Origin of the sequence: Aliamphritea spongicola (assembly GCF_017051665.1) — a bacterium.
Taxonomy (GTDB): domain Bacteria; phylum Pseudomonadota; class Gammaproteobacteria; order Pseudomonadales; family Balneatricaceae; genus Amphritea; species Amphritea spongicola.
On record NZ_JAFIDL010000001.1, the window covers coordinates 749901 to 765455 of the forward strand.

Below are 15555 nucleotides of genomic sequence, written 5' to 3' on the forward strand. Positions count from 1 at the left end.
CCTTGGAAAGAATCCCTTTTCGCCACAGGATGCGATTCTCTGCGGCACATTAATCACTTAACACAGTGTAGAAGAGATCAGACATTCTGCGTAATGCCTGCAGAGAATCACCGGAATGGGGAATTAATCAGCAATAAGCAGATACAAAGGACACACAGGAAACCGGTCGATATCTAAACATCCTGACCTTTAGCGCTGGATGCCCGTTCCATGTTGTCAGAATCCACATACAGCTCATCTGTGGTACGGATGCTGCCGTGTCCCAGATCCGCCTGAACGTGGGCAAGATTGCGACCTGCTGCAACTTCCATTGAAGCACCGGTATGCCGGAGCCAGTGGGTGGTCGCCGCTCGCAGTTCTGAGGCTTCCACTTCAAAACCGTCTTTTAACAGTGATTCACAGCTCTCTGTGAAGGCCGCTTCAACGATATTCCGCAGCTGACGGCTGCCAATACCGCGTTTTTTAACCCGGGATTCAATAACAGGCTCACTGGAATCTTTGGAAGGCAGGGGGGGTAGGCCACGGTATACACGGTAACGTTTGAGAAACTTCAGATACTCATCAGATATCGACACATCCCGTTCTTTAGAGCCTTTACCAAAGGTGCGGTACCACCAGTTACCTTCATGATCCCGATGGAAATGTGACATAACCGGTAACCAGTTGGGCCGCTCAGACAGTTCCGAGATGCGAAGTTTAAGAGACTTAAGGGTAGCAATAACAAACAGAGTCCGTTCATGGGTCTGATCCGCATCCGCCATGGCCACAGCCGTGCTGAGCAGGTATTCCCATTGAAGTTCAGACAGGCGTTTAGCGGTATTAATGCCGGTTTCCTGCCGTAAATAAGGGCAGTTTTTCTTTACGATAGGAATGTGATTACCCGGCGCGTAATCTTCAGCCATCAGGTAATTGAAATAAACACTGAGATTGGAAAACAGCCCTTGCCAGGACTTAGTGTTGAGGCGGCCTTTACCGGCGCCGGCCAGACGGAAAGGGCGCCAATCTTCATTAGGTAGGCGCTGACCGCCCGAACTCAGAAAACGCCGTACGGTTGCCGGTGCCTGCCAGTTGCTGTCGGGCTTTGCGACGAAGTCCGTGTATTCTTCCAGATCACGCCGTCGCAGCGCTACAACTGACTTTCTTTGAATCAGCCAGGCCCAGAGCAGTAAACGTTCAGCGTCACCGCGGAATTTATCGTAGGTATCCTGACTTTTCTTACTGTAGCTGGCCAGAAAGTCACGGGTATAGCGGTAGTCATCCAGCGCGCCATCAATATCAAGGCTAAGTACAAACTCTTCGACAGCCGGTGACTGATCAGGAAAGACCGCATTTCTGGGGATCTGATTGAAGTATTTTGCAGAATCAAAAAGCGGTAAACCGGGAAACGATTTATCAGACACGGATCGAAACCTCAGAATGTAATTCATTGGTGCTGAGTATATGGATTAACACACTTAACTTCCAGTAGTGTCTACTACTGGAAATACAATATAACCTCAAATGTAGAGCTATCTCCCTGATTATCTGATGAATTAGCCTTGATGCGTTAACCTTACTGCTTCTTTATAACCAGCCTCTGAATACATACCAGGTAATCAGATAGTAACCAGATAAACCGACGTCTTTACTGATAAACCGTAACTTCAGCATCACTTACACTATTAACGGCTTGTAGCTTTAACTGATACTCAATCCGTCACATCTGAATTTCAGTTTCTAGTCTTAGTGGCAACTCTGTTCTTGCAAGCCGTTTGCACTTAAGAATCTCACCGACAGTTTGATTTAGTAAGCAACACCCACATTTGTTACATGACTGAATACTGCAGCTGATTACTTCTATAACGTAAAGCGAATGTACAAACCGTTGCTGGAGATCTCCAACATCACAACCAAACCTCACGTTGTCCGCAAACATCTCCGGTAATCCGGACGTAGAACTCGTCAGCACAACAGAACGGCGCGGACAGGCCGAAGAAATAAAATAGTGGAGCTGTAACCTTAAGCAACACGACTCTCTGTACAGGGCACTGAACTGAAGCGGCCATCGATAACCATGTAATACCAGACGGAGCTTTCCGTTTTCCTTTCAGCATGAATTTCGGCTTTCCTGTCAGCCTGAAAAGACCTGAACGTTTCGGGCAAAGTTCGACTGACTCACAGTGCAGATTTCTGAACTGGAATGCTGAGGAAGCGCAACACTAATGAGGAGACTGAGACAACGAATACCTGGCAGAGGAAAGCATTAATCATTTCACTGCAAAATGATTAAGGTCATTACCAAGCCTTTCAAAAAACACGCGACGCTGTGTGCACAGACCGTAGCTCAGTACCCGAAATTAAAATTAGCGACGCTCTCCGCACGAAGAAAAGCGCCTCAATCTGTGATCTAGTATTCCTTACATATCAAAACAGTACCTTTCTGCAGAACAGGTGCCATACGGATACAAAAATCATTACTCTATTTAACATAATATATATTATGCGAAACCTTAAATATCTATATTCAGGCGTCATAAAATTGGCTAGCGCCAACCAACTTATCTATAAAGACACTTCTTTTGAGCTTATCAATCAGTCTGTATGCACCAATGGAAAAGCCTAGTAATCAGGATTACCTTTTCTGCCAATTAACATTGCAACTACCGAACACCATCAATCTTCGCCAACAGACATACAGCTTTTAACAAGCCTGCTCGCTATACGGGAAACAAATCGATTCTTGGAAAGAAAACAAATAATCATTACGACGTGAAATGATAAATAGCAAATTTATAATCGTGCGCTACGTGCATGAAACTATACTCACCCCACGAAAAAATAATTAGCGGCACTCTCCGCACGAGAATTTTGAGCCACAAAAAGTGATAATTCAGATTCACTGAAAGCCAGATTGGCCCAAAAGTGACAGGCACAAAAAAACCCGGATTAACCGGGCCTCTTTGTAATGATGCGTTATTCAAACCATTTGTATCGGCGTTGGCGCCTGTTCGTAGCTGCATACCTGGTACATTGAAACATTCACAAGCTCACCGGTTTTGTATGACTGGACCACCAGTGTTTGCGCGCCGCCCAGAGCTTCGACTTTATTCAGAACCTGATACGGAACAGCTTTGCAAAGCTTGCGTTCGCCATCCATGTAATGATCGGCATCGATATAGATGTCATCACCAATCTGAATTTCGCGCCACATAAAGTCAGCCTCAACAATAAGGTCTGACTGATCCTGCCTGATTGGATTCATACTGGCCTCGCTTTCGCTGGGTTTTATTGGCGTTACTATGCCATTAAGCATAGCTGAAGCTCGCATTTTTAGTGCCATATTTATGCCTGAACCATTTCTGCCTGAACTATTTATGCCTGGACGATGTTGTGACGAATCGCCATGTGAACCAATTCAGAGTTATTGCTAATCTTCAGTTTCCGTAAAATATTCGCCCGGTGCGCATGAACCGTCTTCGGGCTGAGAAACATTTTCTCAGCAATATGCGCAACCGGCTGCCCCTCTGCCAGGCATGAAAATATCTGGAATTCACGCTTCGTCAGCAGACCAAAAGGCGTACCTTCTTCGCCGCTGCCAGGTGAAAGCTTTTCTTTGATACTCTCAGCAAAATATGTCTTTCCGCTGGCGACTTCACAAACAGCCATTAAAAGCTCATCCGGTGCGCAGCGCTTGGTTAAATAACCACTGGCACCCGCCTGAACAACATGGGCCGGAAACGGCTCACTTTCCATAACCGTTAAAACCAGAACTTTGGCTTTAGGGTCTTTTGCACGGATTTTTCGGATAGCCTCTAACCCGCCATATGCCTGTATGCCTTCCTTTTCGGAATCATCCTGGGGCATTGAAAGGTCCATAATTATCACATCAGGCTGGGTCTCGAAGTATTTTTCAACAGCTTCCTGACCGCTACTTGCTTCAGCGATAATGTCGATGCGGCTATCATTATCAAGCAGTCTCTGAAAACCTGCCCGCACTACAGGATGATCATCCACCAAAAGTACTCTGATCAATTCACTCATAATATTTACAAAGGGTTACGCTCGATACGTATTGATGTTACTGAGAATAATCAAGTTAAACTACCGCAGAGTACCTATTTTGAAACCTTATTCTTTAAAAAGAATTATTCTCATTTAATGATTGCGTCTGCGCCGCGGTATACGCCAAAAGTTTCTACATCCAGGGCGACGGCCGGCGATACATCTTCCGGATCAACTTCAGCCGGCATTGCAACCAGCTCATCGCTGTAGCCAACAAGCTGAACACCCTCTTTCTTACAGTGCATCAGCACTTTTTCGAGGGCCCGCACAACTGAAGCCTGCCGGGTACTCAGCTGGCAATCTGTCGGCCGGTCTTCTTCCGGGGTTTTGCTTGTCACCTGACGAATTGCAAACCCCTGCTCGTCAACAAGCTGAACCGTTACGCCCGCCTGCTTTTCTTTGACCAAAACATCTTTTGCCAATGCAAAAACAGCATCTTCCGTACAACAGACTGCCGCGTTTGCACCAACTTCACGAATAGCTTCCAGAACGTCCTCATATGTGGCGTTTTTTTCCAGATATATATCCATAGTATTCCAGGTCACATAGCTTGGTATTCATCGCCGCTTCACCACGGCAGTAATCGTTATTTATTCAGACTCAGGATCAGCGAATGCAGACGCTGCACTTCCTGCTCCCTGGCAGTTTTTTCTGCGTCCAATGACTGAAGCCGCAAATCCTGCTGAATAATTTGCTGTTGTGATTGCTGATATGCATCACGCAAATTCGTCAGTTCGCCTTCAAGTCTTTGATTATGCTGCGAGAGCCGTAAATTTTCATCCGTTAATTGAATTACTTTCTGCTCGCTTTGTGTATCCGCTGCTGAAAACCCGGTCACTTTGTTTGATATCAGGGTTGCTTCCCGGGCGTTCAGGGCGGCCAGCTTATCGGCATATTCCATTTCCAGAGCCTGCCTTTTGGCTGAAATTTCAGCCTCTGAATGAGCCAATGCTTTCTCCCAGATTCCGTTTGCCATCTCGAAAATATGCTCCGGAATATCCGGTCGCTGACGCTGCATTTGCAGCCGCTCACCCAGGCTCTGCCACCATGCATTCAGGGCTTTATTGATGGTTGTCAGACTGCCGGTGCCCAATAAATCCCGCACCGACTGCTGTGTAGGACGCTGTCCATTTGCCAGCAATTCATCCGCCGCAATAAAGACTTTCTGATAGGTTGAATCGTGTTCGCTCATGATATTATTAATACACAATACATATTGAATGATATGTATCATACCAGTGTTAGTAACAACTAACTAGCGCCAGAGTGTCGACAATCCTTATATTCTTTGAAAAACTGCTTTTAATTCAGTGCGTTTATTCATATTCTGAAATTACCTGCCTGAAAAAGGAGAAGTACTATGACTACACGTGTCGCAATCAATGGTTTTGGTCGCATCGGTAGAAACATATTGCGTGCTTTGTATGAGTCAGGACGACAGCACGATATCAGCGTAGTAGCCATCAATGATCTGGGAGATCCGGCCAGTAATATTCACCTCTGCCAATACGACAGTGTGCACGGCAGATTCGCCACCCAGATACAGCTTTTTAATAATGAAATGCACGTCGGAATCGACCGCATTACCATGCTCAGCGAAGCAGAGCCCCATGCACTACCCTGGTCTGAACTTGATATAGATATTGTGTTTGAATGCACCGGCAGATTCACATCAAAAGAAGCGGCCTCAGTCCATCTGAATCAGGGCGCAAAACGGGTTCTGGTATCCGCACCCTGCACCAATGCCGATGCCACAATCGTGTATGGCGTTAACCATGGAAGCCTGAGCGCCGATCACAGAATCATCTCCAACGCATCGTGTACAACCAACTGCCTGGCGCCTATGGCAAAAATACTGAACGATTCAATTGGTATCCGGCAGGGTGTGATGACCACCATCCATGCCTATACCAATGATCAGCACCTTTCTGATACCTCCGGCGGCGATCTTTACCGTGCCCGGGCAGCTGCACTTTCAATGATTCCCACCAAGACAGGTGCCGCTCAGGCTGTCGGGCTGGTATTACCGGAAATGAACGGCAAACTGACCGGCATGGCCGTACGGGTACCGACAGCTAACGTATCTCTCGTGGATTTAAGCTTTATACCTGAACGGGCCACAAGTGCCGATGAAATCAACAGTCTGATGCAGGCCGCTGCAATGGATCAGTACCATCAGATACTGCATTACAATGAGTTACCGCTGGTATCCGTTGATTTTAATCACCACCCCGCTTCGTGCATCTTTGATTCAACGCAGACCCTGTATGCCGACGGCCTGGTGAAAGTTTTTGCCTGGTACGACAACGAATGGGGATTCTCAAACCGTATGCTGGATACCTGCAAAGCCATTGCAGCCCTGTAAAATACCCTGCATAAAAAAACGGGCCGTTTAACGGCCCGTTTTTTTTATCCGGTAATTATAATATTACGTTGCGAAAGCCTGGCCACGTCTTCATCCTGATGTGTAACCAATATCAGCGTCTTACCCGAAGCTTCCACTTTCTCCTGAACCCAATCAGCCGCCAGCTCGCGGGTTTTAGCATCTAACTCTGCGAAAGGCTCATCAAGCAGCACCACAGGCTCAGGCCTTAGCAGCGTCCTCAGCAAAGCGACACGCTGACGCTGCCCGCCAGACAGTTGAGCAGGCATTTTCTCAAGCAGCTCATCCACGCCCAGCCGCCCCGCCTCTGTAAGGATTAAGGCCTCATCTACGCCCTGCAGGGCCAGAGTCAAATTCCTGATAACCGATAAATGCTCAAACAGATTATGCTCCTGAAACAGCATTGCAACCGGCCGCCTGTCAGCAGGCAAAGTCAGAAGCGGCTCGTCATTAAAACTGACAGCACCGGACTCCGCTTCCACAAAGCCGGCAAGACACAGAAGCAACGTCGTTTTACCTACACCGCTCTCACCCTGAAGCGTTACCCGCTCACCAGGCGCAATCGTCATGTCATAAGCAAGCAACTTATGATCACGACGCACTTTAAGAGCTTCTATCTTTAACATATTGATATTTATCGCTTATCTTTAACTTTGTAAGGTAACTTCTGAGCCACGAAGAGCTTCATTAACCCGGCACACATCAGCAACAGAACCAGCGAAGCCATCGCCGCCTCATCCATTCTGTAGGTGCCAGCATAACTGTAAATCAGCCAGGGCAGCGTGATCAGCTCCTGGTGACCAAAGATTGCAAATATCGACACATCTCCAATGGCCAGCAACAACCCTAACGCAAACGCATTAATCAGCACCTGCCGCAGATATGGCAATTCAACCTGTAAACGCATAAAAGGTGAAAACTTCAGGTTACGCACCAACTGGTCGTACTGCGCATCATATTGCAGTAAACGCGGCCGCAACTGTTGTACAACAAAAGGCACTACCGCCAGCGTATTCAGCACTACCACAAGAGCCAGACCGTACTGATCAAGATCCACTTGCGGCAGCAACAGTACGTAGAGGCCAACACTGGTCACCATTGCTGGCGCAATCAGTGTATGGGTGGCAAGCCACTCAACGAGCCACTGCCGTCGTGTCATGCCGCGATAGCGAGCCTCACGGACCGGCAACAGTAATAAATAACCGATAACCACGGCAAAACAGGCAGCCATAATGCCCAATAATGCTGATAACAGCACAGGCTGCAGCAATGCCAGATAATCAAAACTGAGCAGATCGTTCCGCGCCGCCTGAAACACCAGCGACACCAACGGCAGTAACAGAAACACCCACACCAACCCATAGCATGCCCGGTATGCGTTACCGGCCCATTTACCCGGTAACGGCCGCCAGTGACTCTCAGGCAGATCCACACTCAGCCAACCGCCGCTGCCTTTACGGTACAGCACCACAAACAATCCGCCGGCAATGACCAGCTGCGTCCAGGCAAAGCTCAGTGCTTCAGGTATATTAAAATCGTACTTCAGTGCCTGATAGATCGCGACCTCAAGGGTCGTTGCCTGCGGCCCGCCACCCAGCGCTAGCACCACCGCAAAACTGTTAAAACAAAGAATGAAAACAAAGCCGAGCAGCATCACCAGCACCGGACGCAGTACCGGTAATTCTATATAACAAAAGCGCTGCCAATCAGTGAGTTTGAGCTGTAGCGCCAGCCGCCATGCCGGATCAGGTATATTGTTATATTGCTGTCGTAACATTCTGATAGCAAAGGGCATATTCAGATATATATGTGCCAACAAAATGCCATGCAGGCCATAGAGATTCCAGTCATCAGGCAGCAGCGGCAGCAGCCATCCGGAACGACCAAACAGTACAACCAGTCCGGTGATCAGCACCAGAGTTGGCATTACAAATGCCAGCAGACAAAGCTGAAGAAAAGATTGCTGGCCCCGCAGTGCAGGCAGGAAATACAACCCCCGGGCAACCGGCCATGCCAACAGCACGGACAGCACCGCACTCAGCACAGCCTGCTTTACAGAAAAGGAAAGTACGCCCCAGAAATAGACGTCACTGAAAATACTGAGATCGGCTCCCTGCCCCGAAAAGCCGATAAGCCCCTGAAAGGCCAGTACTGACACGGCGATGTTGCCGGTCAGTACCAGTAATGCAATTACCAACATATACAGTACTGCAACGCTGGCAGGACAGCTTCAACCATCATGTTATTTAGCTGCAGCGCTGCGCCATTCGCGGATCCATGCTTTACGATGCGCAGCTACTTCCTCTGAAGTGAAGCCAATGCGCTCAACATTGGCCAGGCGACCAAACACTTCAGGCAACTCAGTATTCTTAGCTACCGGCAGCATCCAGTTTGTCACTGGCAGAATTTCCTGCGCTTCAGGAGACACCAGGAACTGCACAAACTGTTGCGCCAGCGCTGGCTGTTTACTGGTGTTCAGTACCGCCGCAACCTCAACCTGCGCCACATGGCCTTCGCTGAATGCGGCCGCTTTGTAATTATTTTTTTCTTCTACAACAACATGATAGGCCGGAGATGTCGTGTAACTCAGCACATAATCAGCACCGCCTTCCAGGAACATGCTATAGGCTTCCCACCACCCCTTGGTGACGGTCACAGTGTGCTGACTCAGCTGCTTCCAGGCCGCTTCAGACTCATCGCCGTAAACAGACTCAACCCACATCATTAAACCCTGACCCGGTGTACTGGTACGGGGATCCTGATAAATAACACTGGCATCACTGTTAATCAGCTCACGTAAAGACTTAGCAGGCTCGGCAATCTTGTCCGCATCATAAACAAAGGCGAAGTACCCCATATCAAACGGAACGAACTGCTTATCCTGCCAGTTAAGCTCAGCCCGCAGCTCAGGCAGTTCCACCTTATGCTCAGCAATCAGACCGGTAGCACGGGTCTCTTCCAGCAGCGCATCATCAATACCCATGATGACGTCAGCTTTATTCTTCTCGCCTTCAACCCGCAGACGGTTAAGAATGCTGACACCGTCATCAACCGCAATAAAGTTCACATCACAGTTACACTGAGCTTCAAATGCCGCCTCAAGCTTTGGACCCGGGCCCCACTCTGAAACAAAGGAATCATACGTATATACATTCAGCGGTTCTGCCTGAGCAGCTGTCGCCGACAACATTCCTCCCGCAGACAGTGATACAGCAGATGCCAACAGCGCCGACTTAAACTTAGCCATGTACGATTCCCCGAAAATTAATTTGATTTACCGGGCGCCATATTACTCTAAACAGTGAGCTTACCCAAGCAGTTACAAGTCACACATAAGCCTATGATTTTAACGGATTGCTTTACCCGGAATTTCACCGACAGTACACTGCACTGAAAGCTGACAATAACCCGACCATCATCTGACAAAAGACCTCACGTGCAACTACCTGACGACCTGCAACACTGCTATGCACATGCTTGCTCCCAGCTAAAAACCTCTGACTGGCACCCACTTAATACTCAGGGAACCAGTAACTATCTGTTTCGGGAAAATACGGGCCAGCAGATCCTCAGAATCAACGCACCGGCAGAACGCGCCGTGGGTGTATGCCGCAGCAGAGAAGCCGGTATTATGTCGTTACTTCAGAATCAGCCCTGGATGGTAAACGTCATCAGTAACCAGCCGGATAGCGGCTGGTGCTGTCTGCATGACTACGGTGAACACAGCAGCTCGGAGATCATGAACGCTGCACAGGCGCAGCTACTGGAAATTATCCGGCAGTTACAGACAGTCCCCGCCAGCGCGCAAACACTTAACTTTAAATTTGAGGCTATCTGGCAGACCTACGAACAGATAATTACAGAACATCAGGGCAACAAAGAAAAACGGGCTGCGTGCCAGACACTCCGGCAGGAACTGCGCAACACAATTGAACTTCAGCAGCAGCTCCCTTCCACCCCTGTCGTATTAGGCCATCAAGACCTGCACCCGGGTAACCTGAGCCTCAACAATGGTCAACTGATCTTACTGGACTGGGAATACGCCGGCCTTTGCCAGCCCTGGCTGGACGCTGCCGGCCTGATCACGCAATTCAATTTCACATCTGAAGCAGTCAATCAGCTACCCGCCTTCAGTCATTTAAGCGAAGAACAGTTTTCAAAAGCCGCCGACACCGCCGTCAGGTTTAACAAACAACTGGAAGTACTGTGGTTTCAGGCACGGGAAATCGCAGGCGAACAGGAGTAAGCACTGTAAAAAAGCTGAAATGATTAAAGGGAGAGAAATGGAGGCGCGAGTCGGAATCGAACCGGCGTTCACGGAGTTGCAGTCCGCTGCATAACCACTCTGCCATCGCGCCTTGAAATCTTTAAGGGATTGGAGCGGAATATCGGGCTCGAACCGACGACCTGAACCTTGGCAAGGTTCCGCTCTACCAACTGAGCTAATTCCGCGTAGATCCTGACCAGGATGATCAGTTTGCATCAAAGATTATACACCACTTACAAGAAGTGGAGCGGAATATCGGGCTCGAACCGACGACCTGAACCTTGGCAAGGTTCCGCTCTACCAACTGAGCTAATTCCGCTTTTCTATCAAACACTTGCCAGTTATATCTCTCATAAAACTTGGTAATCTCATGAGCTACCCGGCGTTTCGATGCGCTGTATATTAGGAAAATCGCCCCTCTATTTCAACTGATATTTTCAGTTTTTTAACAGCAGCTTATGTCTGTTCAGAAAACACACTGTAGTTATCGCTACTTACGCTGACGGATATGCTTCTAAACAAGAGATGCACCACAGAAGAAACACCATGATTTCAGCATTATTGTATGACTTTGCATTCCAGGAGTTTACTAAACTCAAGCCATGCCCCTGCTTCCTAAGCCCTCGGGGTTATCCAGCAGCAGTGCCAAAACAGCGGTCTTTAACCTGGTTAACGACCGCTGCTGACTCTCTCAAAGCTTGCTTCACTACATCGCATCTTTCACAAATTCAACCCTGATATTTTCCTGCGAAATAACACCTACTGACAAAGCAGTTATCATCTCGCGTATTTCTATTAGCCTCTTCTTTTTGCGCCCTGCATTCAGGCGTCAGACGCCCCTACCACTCAACTTAGGAAGCTATAGAAATTGCAGGGATCTTCTCTCCCTCCTTTACTTTCACCTTCTAAATTTAGCCAATCTTGATCTATTCAAAGGACTAATTTCTGCTATTCTCTCTAAAACTCTTCCTGTCCTTTGAGATAAATCTTTGTTACTACCCGCAAGTAACATAAATGCCCTTATATAGCCTGTTAACTCTTCTCCTTTAAAACTCATAAACAAATCAAATATCTGATCTTCCTCAAGTCTTGCCAATATTTCTACTTCTGACGTGTTATAGGAGTTTGCCCCTAAACGTAATTTAAGAATTTCCATAACGGTTGGTTCTGGCTTATGAGCTAAATAGGCTTCCTTAAGCCTTACTTCAAATGCTTCGTCTTCAATACCAAATGAAAAAACATTATCAACATTAAATACTTCAGGCTCTTCCTGCCTCACCTCAATAAAAAACTCAATCAATTGATCTGCTAGATCGTTCCTATCAACCTTACGAAGAATCTTTACTCCTTGGCTATATTGTGAAGCAGAACTATATTGGGCGACATCTCTCATACCTTCCTCAAAAGCTTTAGCTATATCGCCTTCGTTACTATCAAAAGATCCGTGATATAGATTCCAAGCATCGTTCCACTTTACACTTGCATTAGCAACGTCAACTTCTTTCTGTTTTTGCCTACATAGTTGTAGCATCAGATCAACATCGATATAACCTTGCTCAATAGCACTCCCTACAACTAGATCTAAATCATCTGAACGTGCATATCCATACTGCTCTAATTTAGCATTCCAAGGCTTTATCTTATCGTCTGTCCAACCCAAGTCATCATTTGCTTTTCTCGAGCCACCTTGATTAACAAAAGAAAATTCAGGTATATTCACCTGATCAGCCCCATGACAATAGTAACTCCAGCATAAAACAATAGCTGAGTGTATTATTTGCATCTTAATACTTTCATCAAGGTCTTCAATAGGCTTTAAAAACTCACTTATATGCTCAACGATTTTTCTTAATACACGTTTATTACTTATATTTAAACCAATACAACAATCACGTATATAGCCTTTATAATCAAAATCATCATTGAAGATAATGTCAAATGATTCAGATGGTGTAGGTTTAAAATCTAGCTGCCTGTCAACAATTTTTTCTTTATATTTTCTATAGTCATCGAAAGATTCATCACCAGCCTCTTCATTTAATAGCAAAATAACTTTGCAGTTTTTCTGTTCTTTAAAGAAAGAAACCAATCCCATAAAGTCCTTTATTGTAACCTTTTGACTATGCCGCTCTATGTCATCGAAACAAATAATAGTATTACTCATAGAGAGCTGGGCCACAGAGTCTATTAGATTGCCTATTCCACCAACATATCTACTAACATAAGGGATTTTTGTATCTTTAACCAAATCAGCAATTTTTCTTGAATAACCTTTTAAATTTGGTGAATCACCTATTTTTCTTGTGTCAATTGTATTAAGAAATGCAACCTGTTTGATCTCGCTAATTGAATTCAAACCAAAGAGCGATACATAGGAATATGTCTTCAACGCACAGTCGTCTCGATACTCTTCTATATATTTCTCCCAGCTATGAGTTTTCCCAACTCCCCACCCTCCTTTGATCGCCAGTACTTCCGGCGTTTCTGACAAAAGAAACTTTTGAATTTGAAGCTTCACAAGATCTATAGACATTTATTAAATTATCCCTTTTAAATCAATACTCTAAGAGTACAGCAGGCTCTATCCTAACCAACATATTCTATAGTTGATTTGAGTCAAATATCTCACTAATTTCGATTACTTACTAAACATAAATACTCAACTACTGGAAGAAGGTATTTATATCGAACAAGGCAATACCGGCAAGGCTCAGATTAAAGCTTGATCCCCTTACCTGCAGGCAGCCATCAAGGTTGCCGAGTCATACCAGGTGACCAACTCAGTCAGGTGATTGCAAACAAACAGGGACAGCCGTTGAGCTATGCTGCTCTCATAGCTCGCAGGCTGAAGGTAAAGAAACTAGTCGCCAACAACCACCCAAATCTAGATTTTGATTTCACTTTCCACGACATAAAAGCCGAAAGCATCAGTAACTGGGAGGGCAATAAACAGACATTCAATGGCCACCGATCACATCAGATATCAATACCTATGACCGGAAAACACCCGTCGTAGACACACATGAGTAATGATATCAGCCAGCCAGATTAGTCACTGACTCCATACCAAACTTATAAAGGTAGGAAAGCGCATCACCGGCAAGCTCGCCTACCTTATCAACTGCTGCACCATTAACCGCATCAATAAGGGCATCACCAAAGCTTCGGGACTCTGCTTCATCCGCCAATGCTGCCGGAATTACTTTCAGAAGCTCCAGAGCTTTAGGGCTCAAAGTAACTACTCCCTCAAACCCACCTGAGGTAGCCCCAACCCTTCCAAGCAGATAACCGGTTTCGTGAAGCCAGAGCATCGTTGCCCTAAGGCATTCAAACTCTTCTGTGAAATCTTCCACGATTCCTCTTTCAGTACTGAGATATCGACCTGTCCAGAAACCCGAAGCATACGTTTCATCTGACTCAGTACAACCTATTATTGCCGGCATATCGACCTGAATTTTTACAGGAAAAGCCTGATACAGCTGCGCAAAAACAGCCCCGACATAATAATTAAACCTGCCTATATTTTTAGCCATTTATAGTCCCTTATTAACTCTCATACATGCGGATACCCACGATAATATTAGCTATCGGATATAACGCAATATCACAGCAAATTTTAATGAGGAAAAGCTTACATAAATGACATTCATCAGGGTTTTAAGCATCGATTTAAAACCACTGTATATTCTGAAATGAATTCTGAAATATTCGGAAAGGCGTTTTTCAGCGAAACTGGCAACCCAAGCCCCAAACAACAAAAAACCCCGAAAGCCTGAGCCTGCGGGGTTTAAAGTGACCATGTGACAATGGTGCCCGGAGCCGGACTTGAACCGGCACGCTGTTTCCAGCGGGAGATTTTAAGTCTCCTATGTCTACCAATTCCATCATCCGGGCTGGACATGGAGGCGCGAGTCGGAATCGAACCGGCGTACACGGAGTTGCAGTCCGCTGCATAACCACTCTGCCATCGCGCCTAGGTAACTTTTACGTTGCAGCTCTTTAAAGAAAAGAAATTGGAGCGGAATATCGGGCTCGAACCGACGACCTGAACCTTGGCAAGGTTCCGCTCTACCAACTGAGCTAATTCCGCCTGCTCCGTAAGAGTGGTGCGTATTATAGACAGATGCCCTTTTATGTCAACAACTTTTGGCTTTCACCCCTGCTTAGAAAAAACTAAGCAGATTAATAACTTAGATTGCCGGCAAACGGACAAAAAATAACCAGCACAAGGCTGGTTATTATTAATTTTTGGCGTGCTTTAACGCACTCAGATATCGTGGGTTAAATCCGCCCACGATGCAGCCAGATAAATGTACATCGACCACAGCGTCAGCACTGCTGCCAGATACAGGCATACGATGCCCGCCCAGGATACGGTGGAGTAAGGAATACTAACCAGTAACAGGAGAATCGACAGCATTTGCAGCGATGTCTTCACCTTACCGATATAGGATACCGAGATATTCGCCCGCTTACCCAGTTCAGCCATCCATTCACGCAACGCAGATATAACAATTTCACGGCCAATGATGATAATCGCCGGAATGGTAATCCAGAGATTGCCATAGGTCTCAACCAGCAGTGTTAATGCCGCCGCAACCATCAGTTTATCCGCCACCGGATCCAGAAACGCACCGAACGGCGAGCTCTGATCCAGCTTACGGGCCAGATACCCGTCCAGCCAGTCAGTAACAGCCGCCAGCGCAAATACAAACCCCGCCCCTGCTGCGCTCCAGCCATAGGGAAGGTAATAAATCATCACGAAGACCGGAATCAGAACGATACGTAATGAGGTTAAAATATTAGGGATTTTCATCAATTATCCAATACAACAGGGTTTTATCGACAACCCTTTAAATATCAT

The 15555-nt window shown here is 46.5% G+C and carries 13 protein-coding genes and 6 tRNA genes; 2 read left to right on the forward strand and 17 right to left on the reverse strand.

Translation table 11 applies throughout. The annotated features are described in order from the left end of the window. Positions 1–173 precede the first annotated feature (173 nt). The 5 genes from JYB63_RS23605 to JYB63_RS03470 all read right to left on the reverse strand — a co-directional run bounded on the left by JYB63_RS23605 (position 174) and on the right by JYB63_RS03470 (position 5233). The gene (locus JYB63_RS23605) at positions 174–1400 is read right to left on the reverse strand and encodes a tyrosine-type recombinase/integrase (RefSeq protein WP_205656408.1); all 1227 of its coding nucleotides are present in this window, start codon (positions 1398–1400) and stop codon (positions 174–176) included. A 1556-nt stretch (positions 1401–2956) separates the two neighbouring features. After that, positions 2957–3241: a hypothetical protein gene (locus tag JYB63_RS03455; RefSeq protein ID WP_205656409.1), complete on the reverse strand. Its 285-nt coding sequence runs from the start codon at positions 3239–3241 to the stop codon at positions 2957–2959. Positions 3242–3351: 110 nt separating this feature from the next. Further along, on the reverse strand, positions 3352–4020 hold the full coding sequence (locus JYB63_RS03460; protein ID WP_205656410.1) for a response regulator: 669 nt from the start codon (positions 4018–4020) through the stop codon (positions 3352–3354). Between the two features lie 110 nt (positions 4021–4130). Further along, positions 4131–4571 carry a response regulator gene (locus JYB63_RS03465; protein ID WP_205656411.1) on the reverse strand — a complete coding sequence of 147 codons (441 nt, stop codon included), beginning with the start codon at positions 4569–4571 and terminating at the stop codon, positions 4131–4133. 56 nt (positions 4572–4627) lie between these two features. Then, positions 4628–5233 carry a DNA-binding protein gene (locus tag JYB63_RS03470; protein WP_205656412.1) on the reverse strand — a complete coding sequence of 202 codons (606 nt, stop codon included), beginning with the start codon at positions 5231–5233 and terminating at the stop codon, positions 4628–4630. A gap of 168 nt (positions 5234–5401) precedes the next feature. Here JYB63_RS03470 and gap point away from each other — a divergent pair, with 168 nt between their 5' ends. Further along, positions 5402–6406, forward strand: coding sequence for a type I glyceraldehyde-3-phosphate dehydrogenase (gene gap / locus JYB63_RS03475; RefSeq protein WP_205656413.1), 1005 nt, complete (start codon positions 5402–5404; stop codon positions 6404–6406). Positions 6407–6450: 44 nt separating this feature from the next. On the opposite strand, the gene JYB63_RS03480 is transcribed toward gap, so the two are convergent. Genes JYB63_RS03480 through thiB form a run of 3 tightly spaced genes read right to left on the reverse strand, consistent with a single transcriptional unit; the run spans position 6451 to position 9671 of the window. Further along, positions 6451–7050 carry an ATP-binding cassette domain-containing protein gene (locus JYB63_RS03480; protein WP_205656414.1) on the reverse strand — a complete coding sequence of 200 codons (600 nt, stop codon included), beginning with the start codon at positions 7048–7050 and terminating at the stop codon, positions 6451–6453. Positions 7051–7058: 8 nt separating this feature from the next. Then, complete coding sequence (locus tag JYB63_RS03485) at positions 7059–8624, reverse strand: ABC transporter permease subunit (protein WP_205656415.1); 1566 nt, start codon at positions 8622–8624, stop codon at positions 7059–7061. Between the two features lie 42 nt (positions 8625–8666). Beyond that, positions 8667–9671 carry a thiamine ABC transporter substrate binding subunit gene (gene thiB / locus JYB63_RS03490; RefSeq protein ID WP_205656416.1) on the reverse strand — a complete coding sequence of 335 codons (1005 nt, stop codon included), beginning with the start codon at positions 9669–9671 and terminating at the stop codon, positions 8667–8669. A gap of 189 nt (positions 9672–9860) precedes the next feature. Between thiB and JYB63_RS03495 the strand changes: the two genes are divergently transcribed. After that, positions 9861–10670: a phosphotransferase gene (locus JYB63_RS03495; protein WP_205656417.1), complete on the forward strand. Its 810-nt coding sequence runs from the start codon at positions 9861–9863 to the stop codon at positions 10668–10670. Positions 10671–10708: 38 nt separating this feature from the next. Here JYB63_RS03495 and JYB63_RS03500 read toward each other — a convergent pair. The 9 genes from JYB63_RS03500 to pgsA form a co-directional block, all read right to left on the reverse strand. Then, positions 10709–10782, reverse strand: a tRNA-Cys gene (locus JYB63_RS03500). An 18-nt stretch (positions 10783–10800) separates the two neighbouring features. After that, positions 10801–10876: transfer RNA gene (locus tag JYB63_RS03505), tRNA-Gly, on the reverse strand. A 58-nt stretch (positions 10877–10934) separates the two neighbouring features. Further along, positions 10935–11010: transfer RNA gene (locus tag JYB63_RS03510), tRNA-Gly, on the reverse strand. Positions 11011–11589: 579 nt separating this feature from the next. Further along, a complete protein-coding gene (locus JYB63_RS03515; protein ID WP_205656418.1) occupies positions 11590–13224 on the reverse strand; it encodes a P-loop NTPase fold protein in 1635 nt (544 codons plus the stop codon). 502 nt (positions 13225–13726) lie between these two features. Then, a complete protein-coding gene (locus tag JYB63_RS03520; protein WP_205656419.1) occupies positions 13727–14224 on the reverse strand; it encodes a hypothetical protein in 498 nt (165 codons plus the stop codon). A gap of 274 nt (positions 14225–14498) precedes the next feature. After that, positions 14499–14585 (reverse strand) — tRNA-Leu (locus JYB63_RS03525). A 6-nt stretch (positions 14586–14591) separates the two neighbouring features. After that, positions 14592–14665: transfer RNA gene (locus JYB63_RS03530), tRNA-Cys, on the reverse strand. Positions 14666–14705: 40 nt separating this feature from the next. After that, positions 14706–14781, reverse strand: a tRNA-Gly gene (locus tag JYB63_RS03535). 177 nt (positions 14782–14958) lie between these two features. Then, a complete protein-coding gene (pgsA, locus tag JYB63_RS03540; protein WP_205656420.1) occupies positions 14959–15507 on the reverse strand; it encodes a CDP-diacylglycerol--glycerol-3-phosphate 3-phosphatidyltransferase in 549 nt (182 codons plus the stop codon). Positions 15508–15555: the final 48 nt, after the last annotated feature.

What these genes read in the sequence shown, in the direction of transcription:
- pgsA (WP_205656420.1), bottom strand. Translation starts at nt 15,507, where the DNA reads ATGAAAATCCCTAATATTTTAACCTCATTACGTATCGTTCTGATTCCG.
- JYB63_RS03455 (WP_205656409.1), bottom strand. Translation starts at nt 3,241, where the DNA reads ATGAATCCAATCAGGCAGGATCAGTCAGACCTTATTGTTGAGGCTGAC.
- JYB63_RS03520 (WP_205656419.1), bottom strand. Translation starts at nt 14,224, where the DNA reads ATGGCTAAAAATATAGGCAGGTTTAATTATTATGTCGGGGCTGTTTTT.
- JYB63_RS03515 (WP_205656418.1), bottom strand. Translation starts at nt 13,224, where the DNA reads ATGTCTATAGATCTTGTGAAGCTTCAAATTCAAAAGTTTCTTTTGTCA.
- JYB63_RS03485 (WP_205656415.1), bottom strand. Translation starts at nt 8,624, where the DNA reads ATGTTGGTAATTGCATTACTGGTACTGACCGGCAACATCGCCGTGTCA.
- thiB (WP_205656416.1), bottom strand. Translation starts at nt 9,671, where the DNA reads ATGGCTAAGTTTAAGTCGGCGCTGTTGGCATCTGCTGTATCACTGTCT.
- JYB63_RS03465 (WP_205656411.1), bottom strand. Translation starts at nt 4,571, where the DNA reads ATGGATATATATCTGGAAAAAAACGCCACATATGAGGACGTTCTGGAA.
- JYB63_RS03470 (WP_205656412.1), bottom strand. Translation starts at nt 5,233, where the DNA reads ATGAGCGAACACGATTCAACCTATCAGAAAGTCTTTATTGCGGCGGAT.
- gap (WP_205656413.1), top strand. Translation starts at nt 5,402, where the DNA reads ATGACTACACGTGTCGCAATCAATGGTTTTGGTCGCATCGGTAGAAAC.
- JYB63_RS03480 (WP_205656414.1), bottom strand. Translation starts at nt 7,050, where the DNA reads ATGTTAAAGATAGAAGCTCTTAAAGTGCGTCGTGATCATAAGTTGCTT.
- JYB63_RS03460 (WP_205656410.1), bottom strand. Translation starts at nt 4,020, where the DNA reads ATGAGTGAATTGATCAGAGTACTTTTGGTGGATGATCATCCTGTAGTG.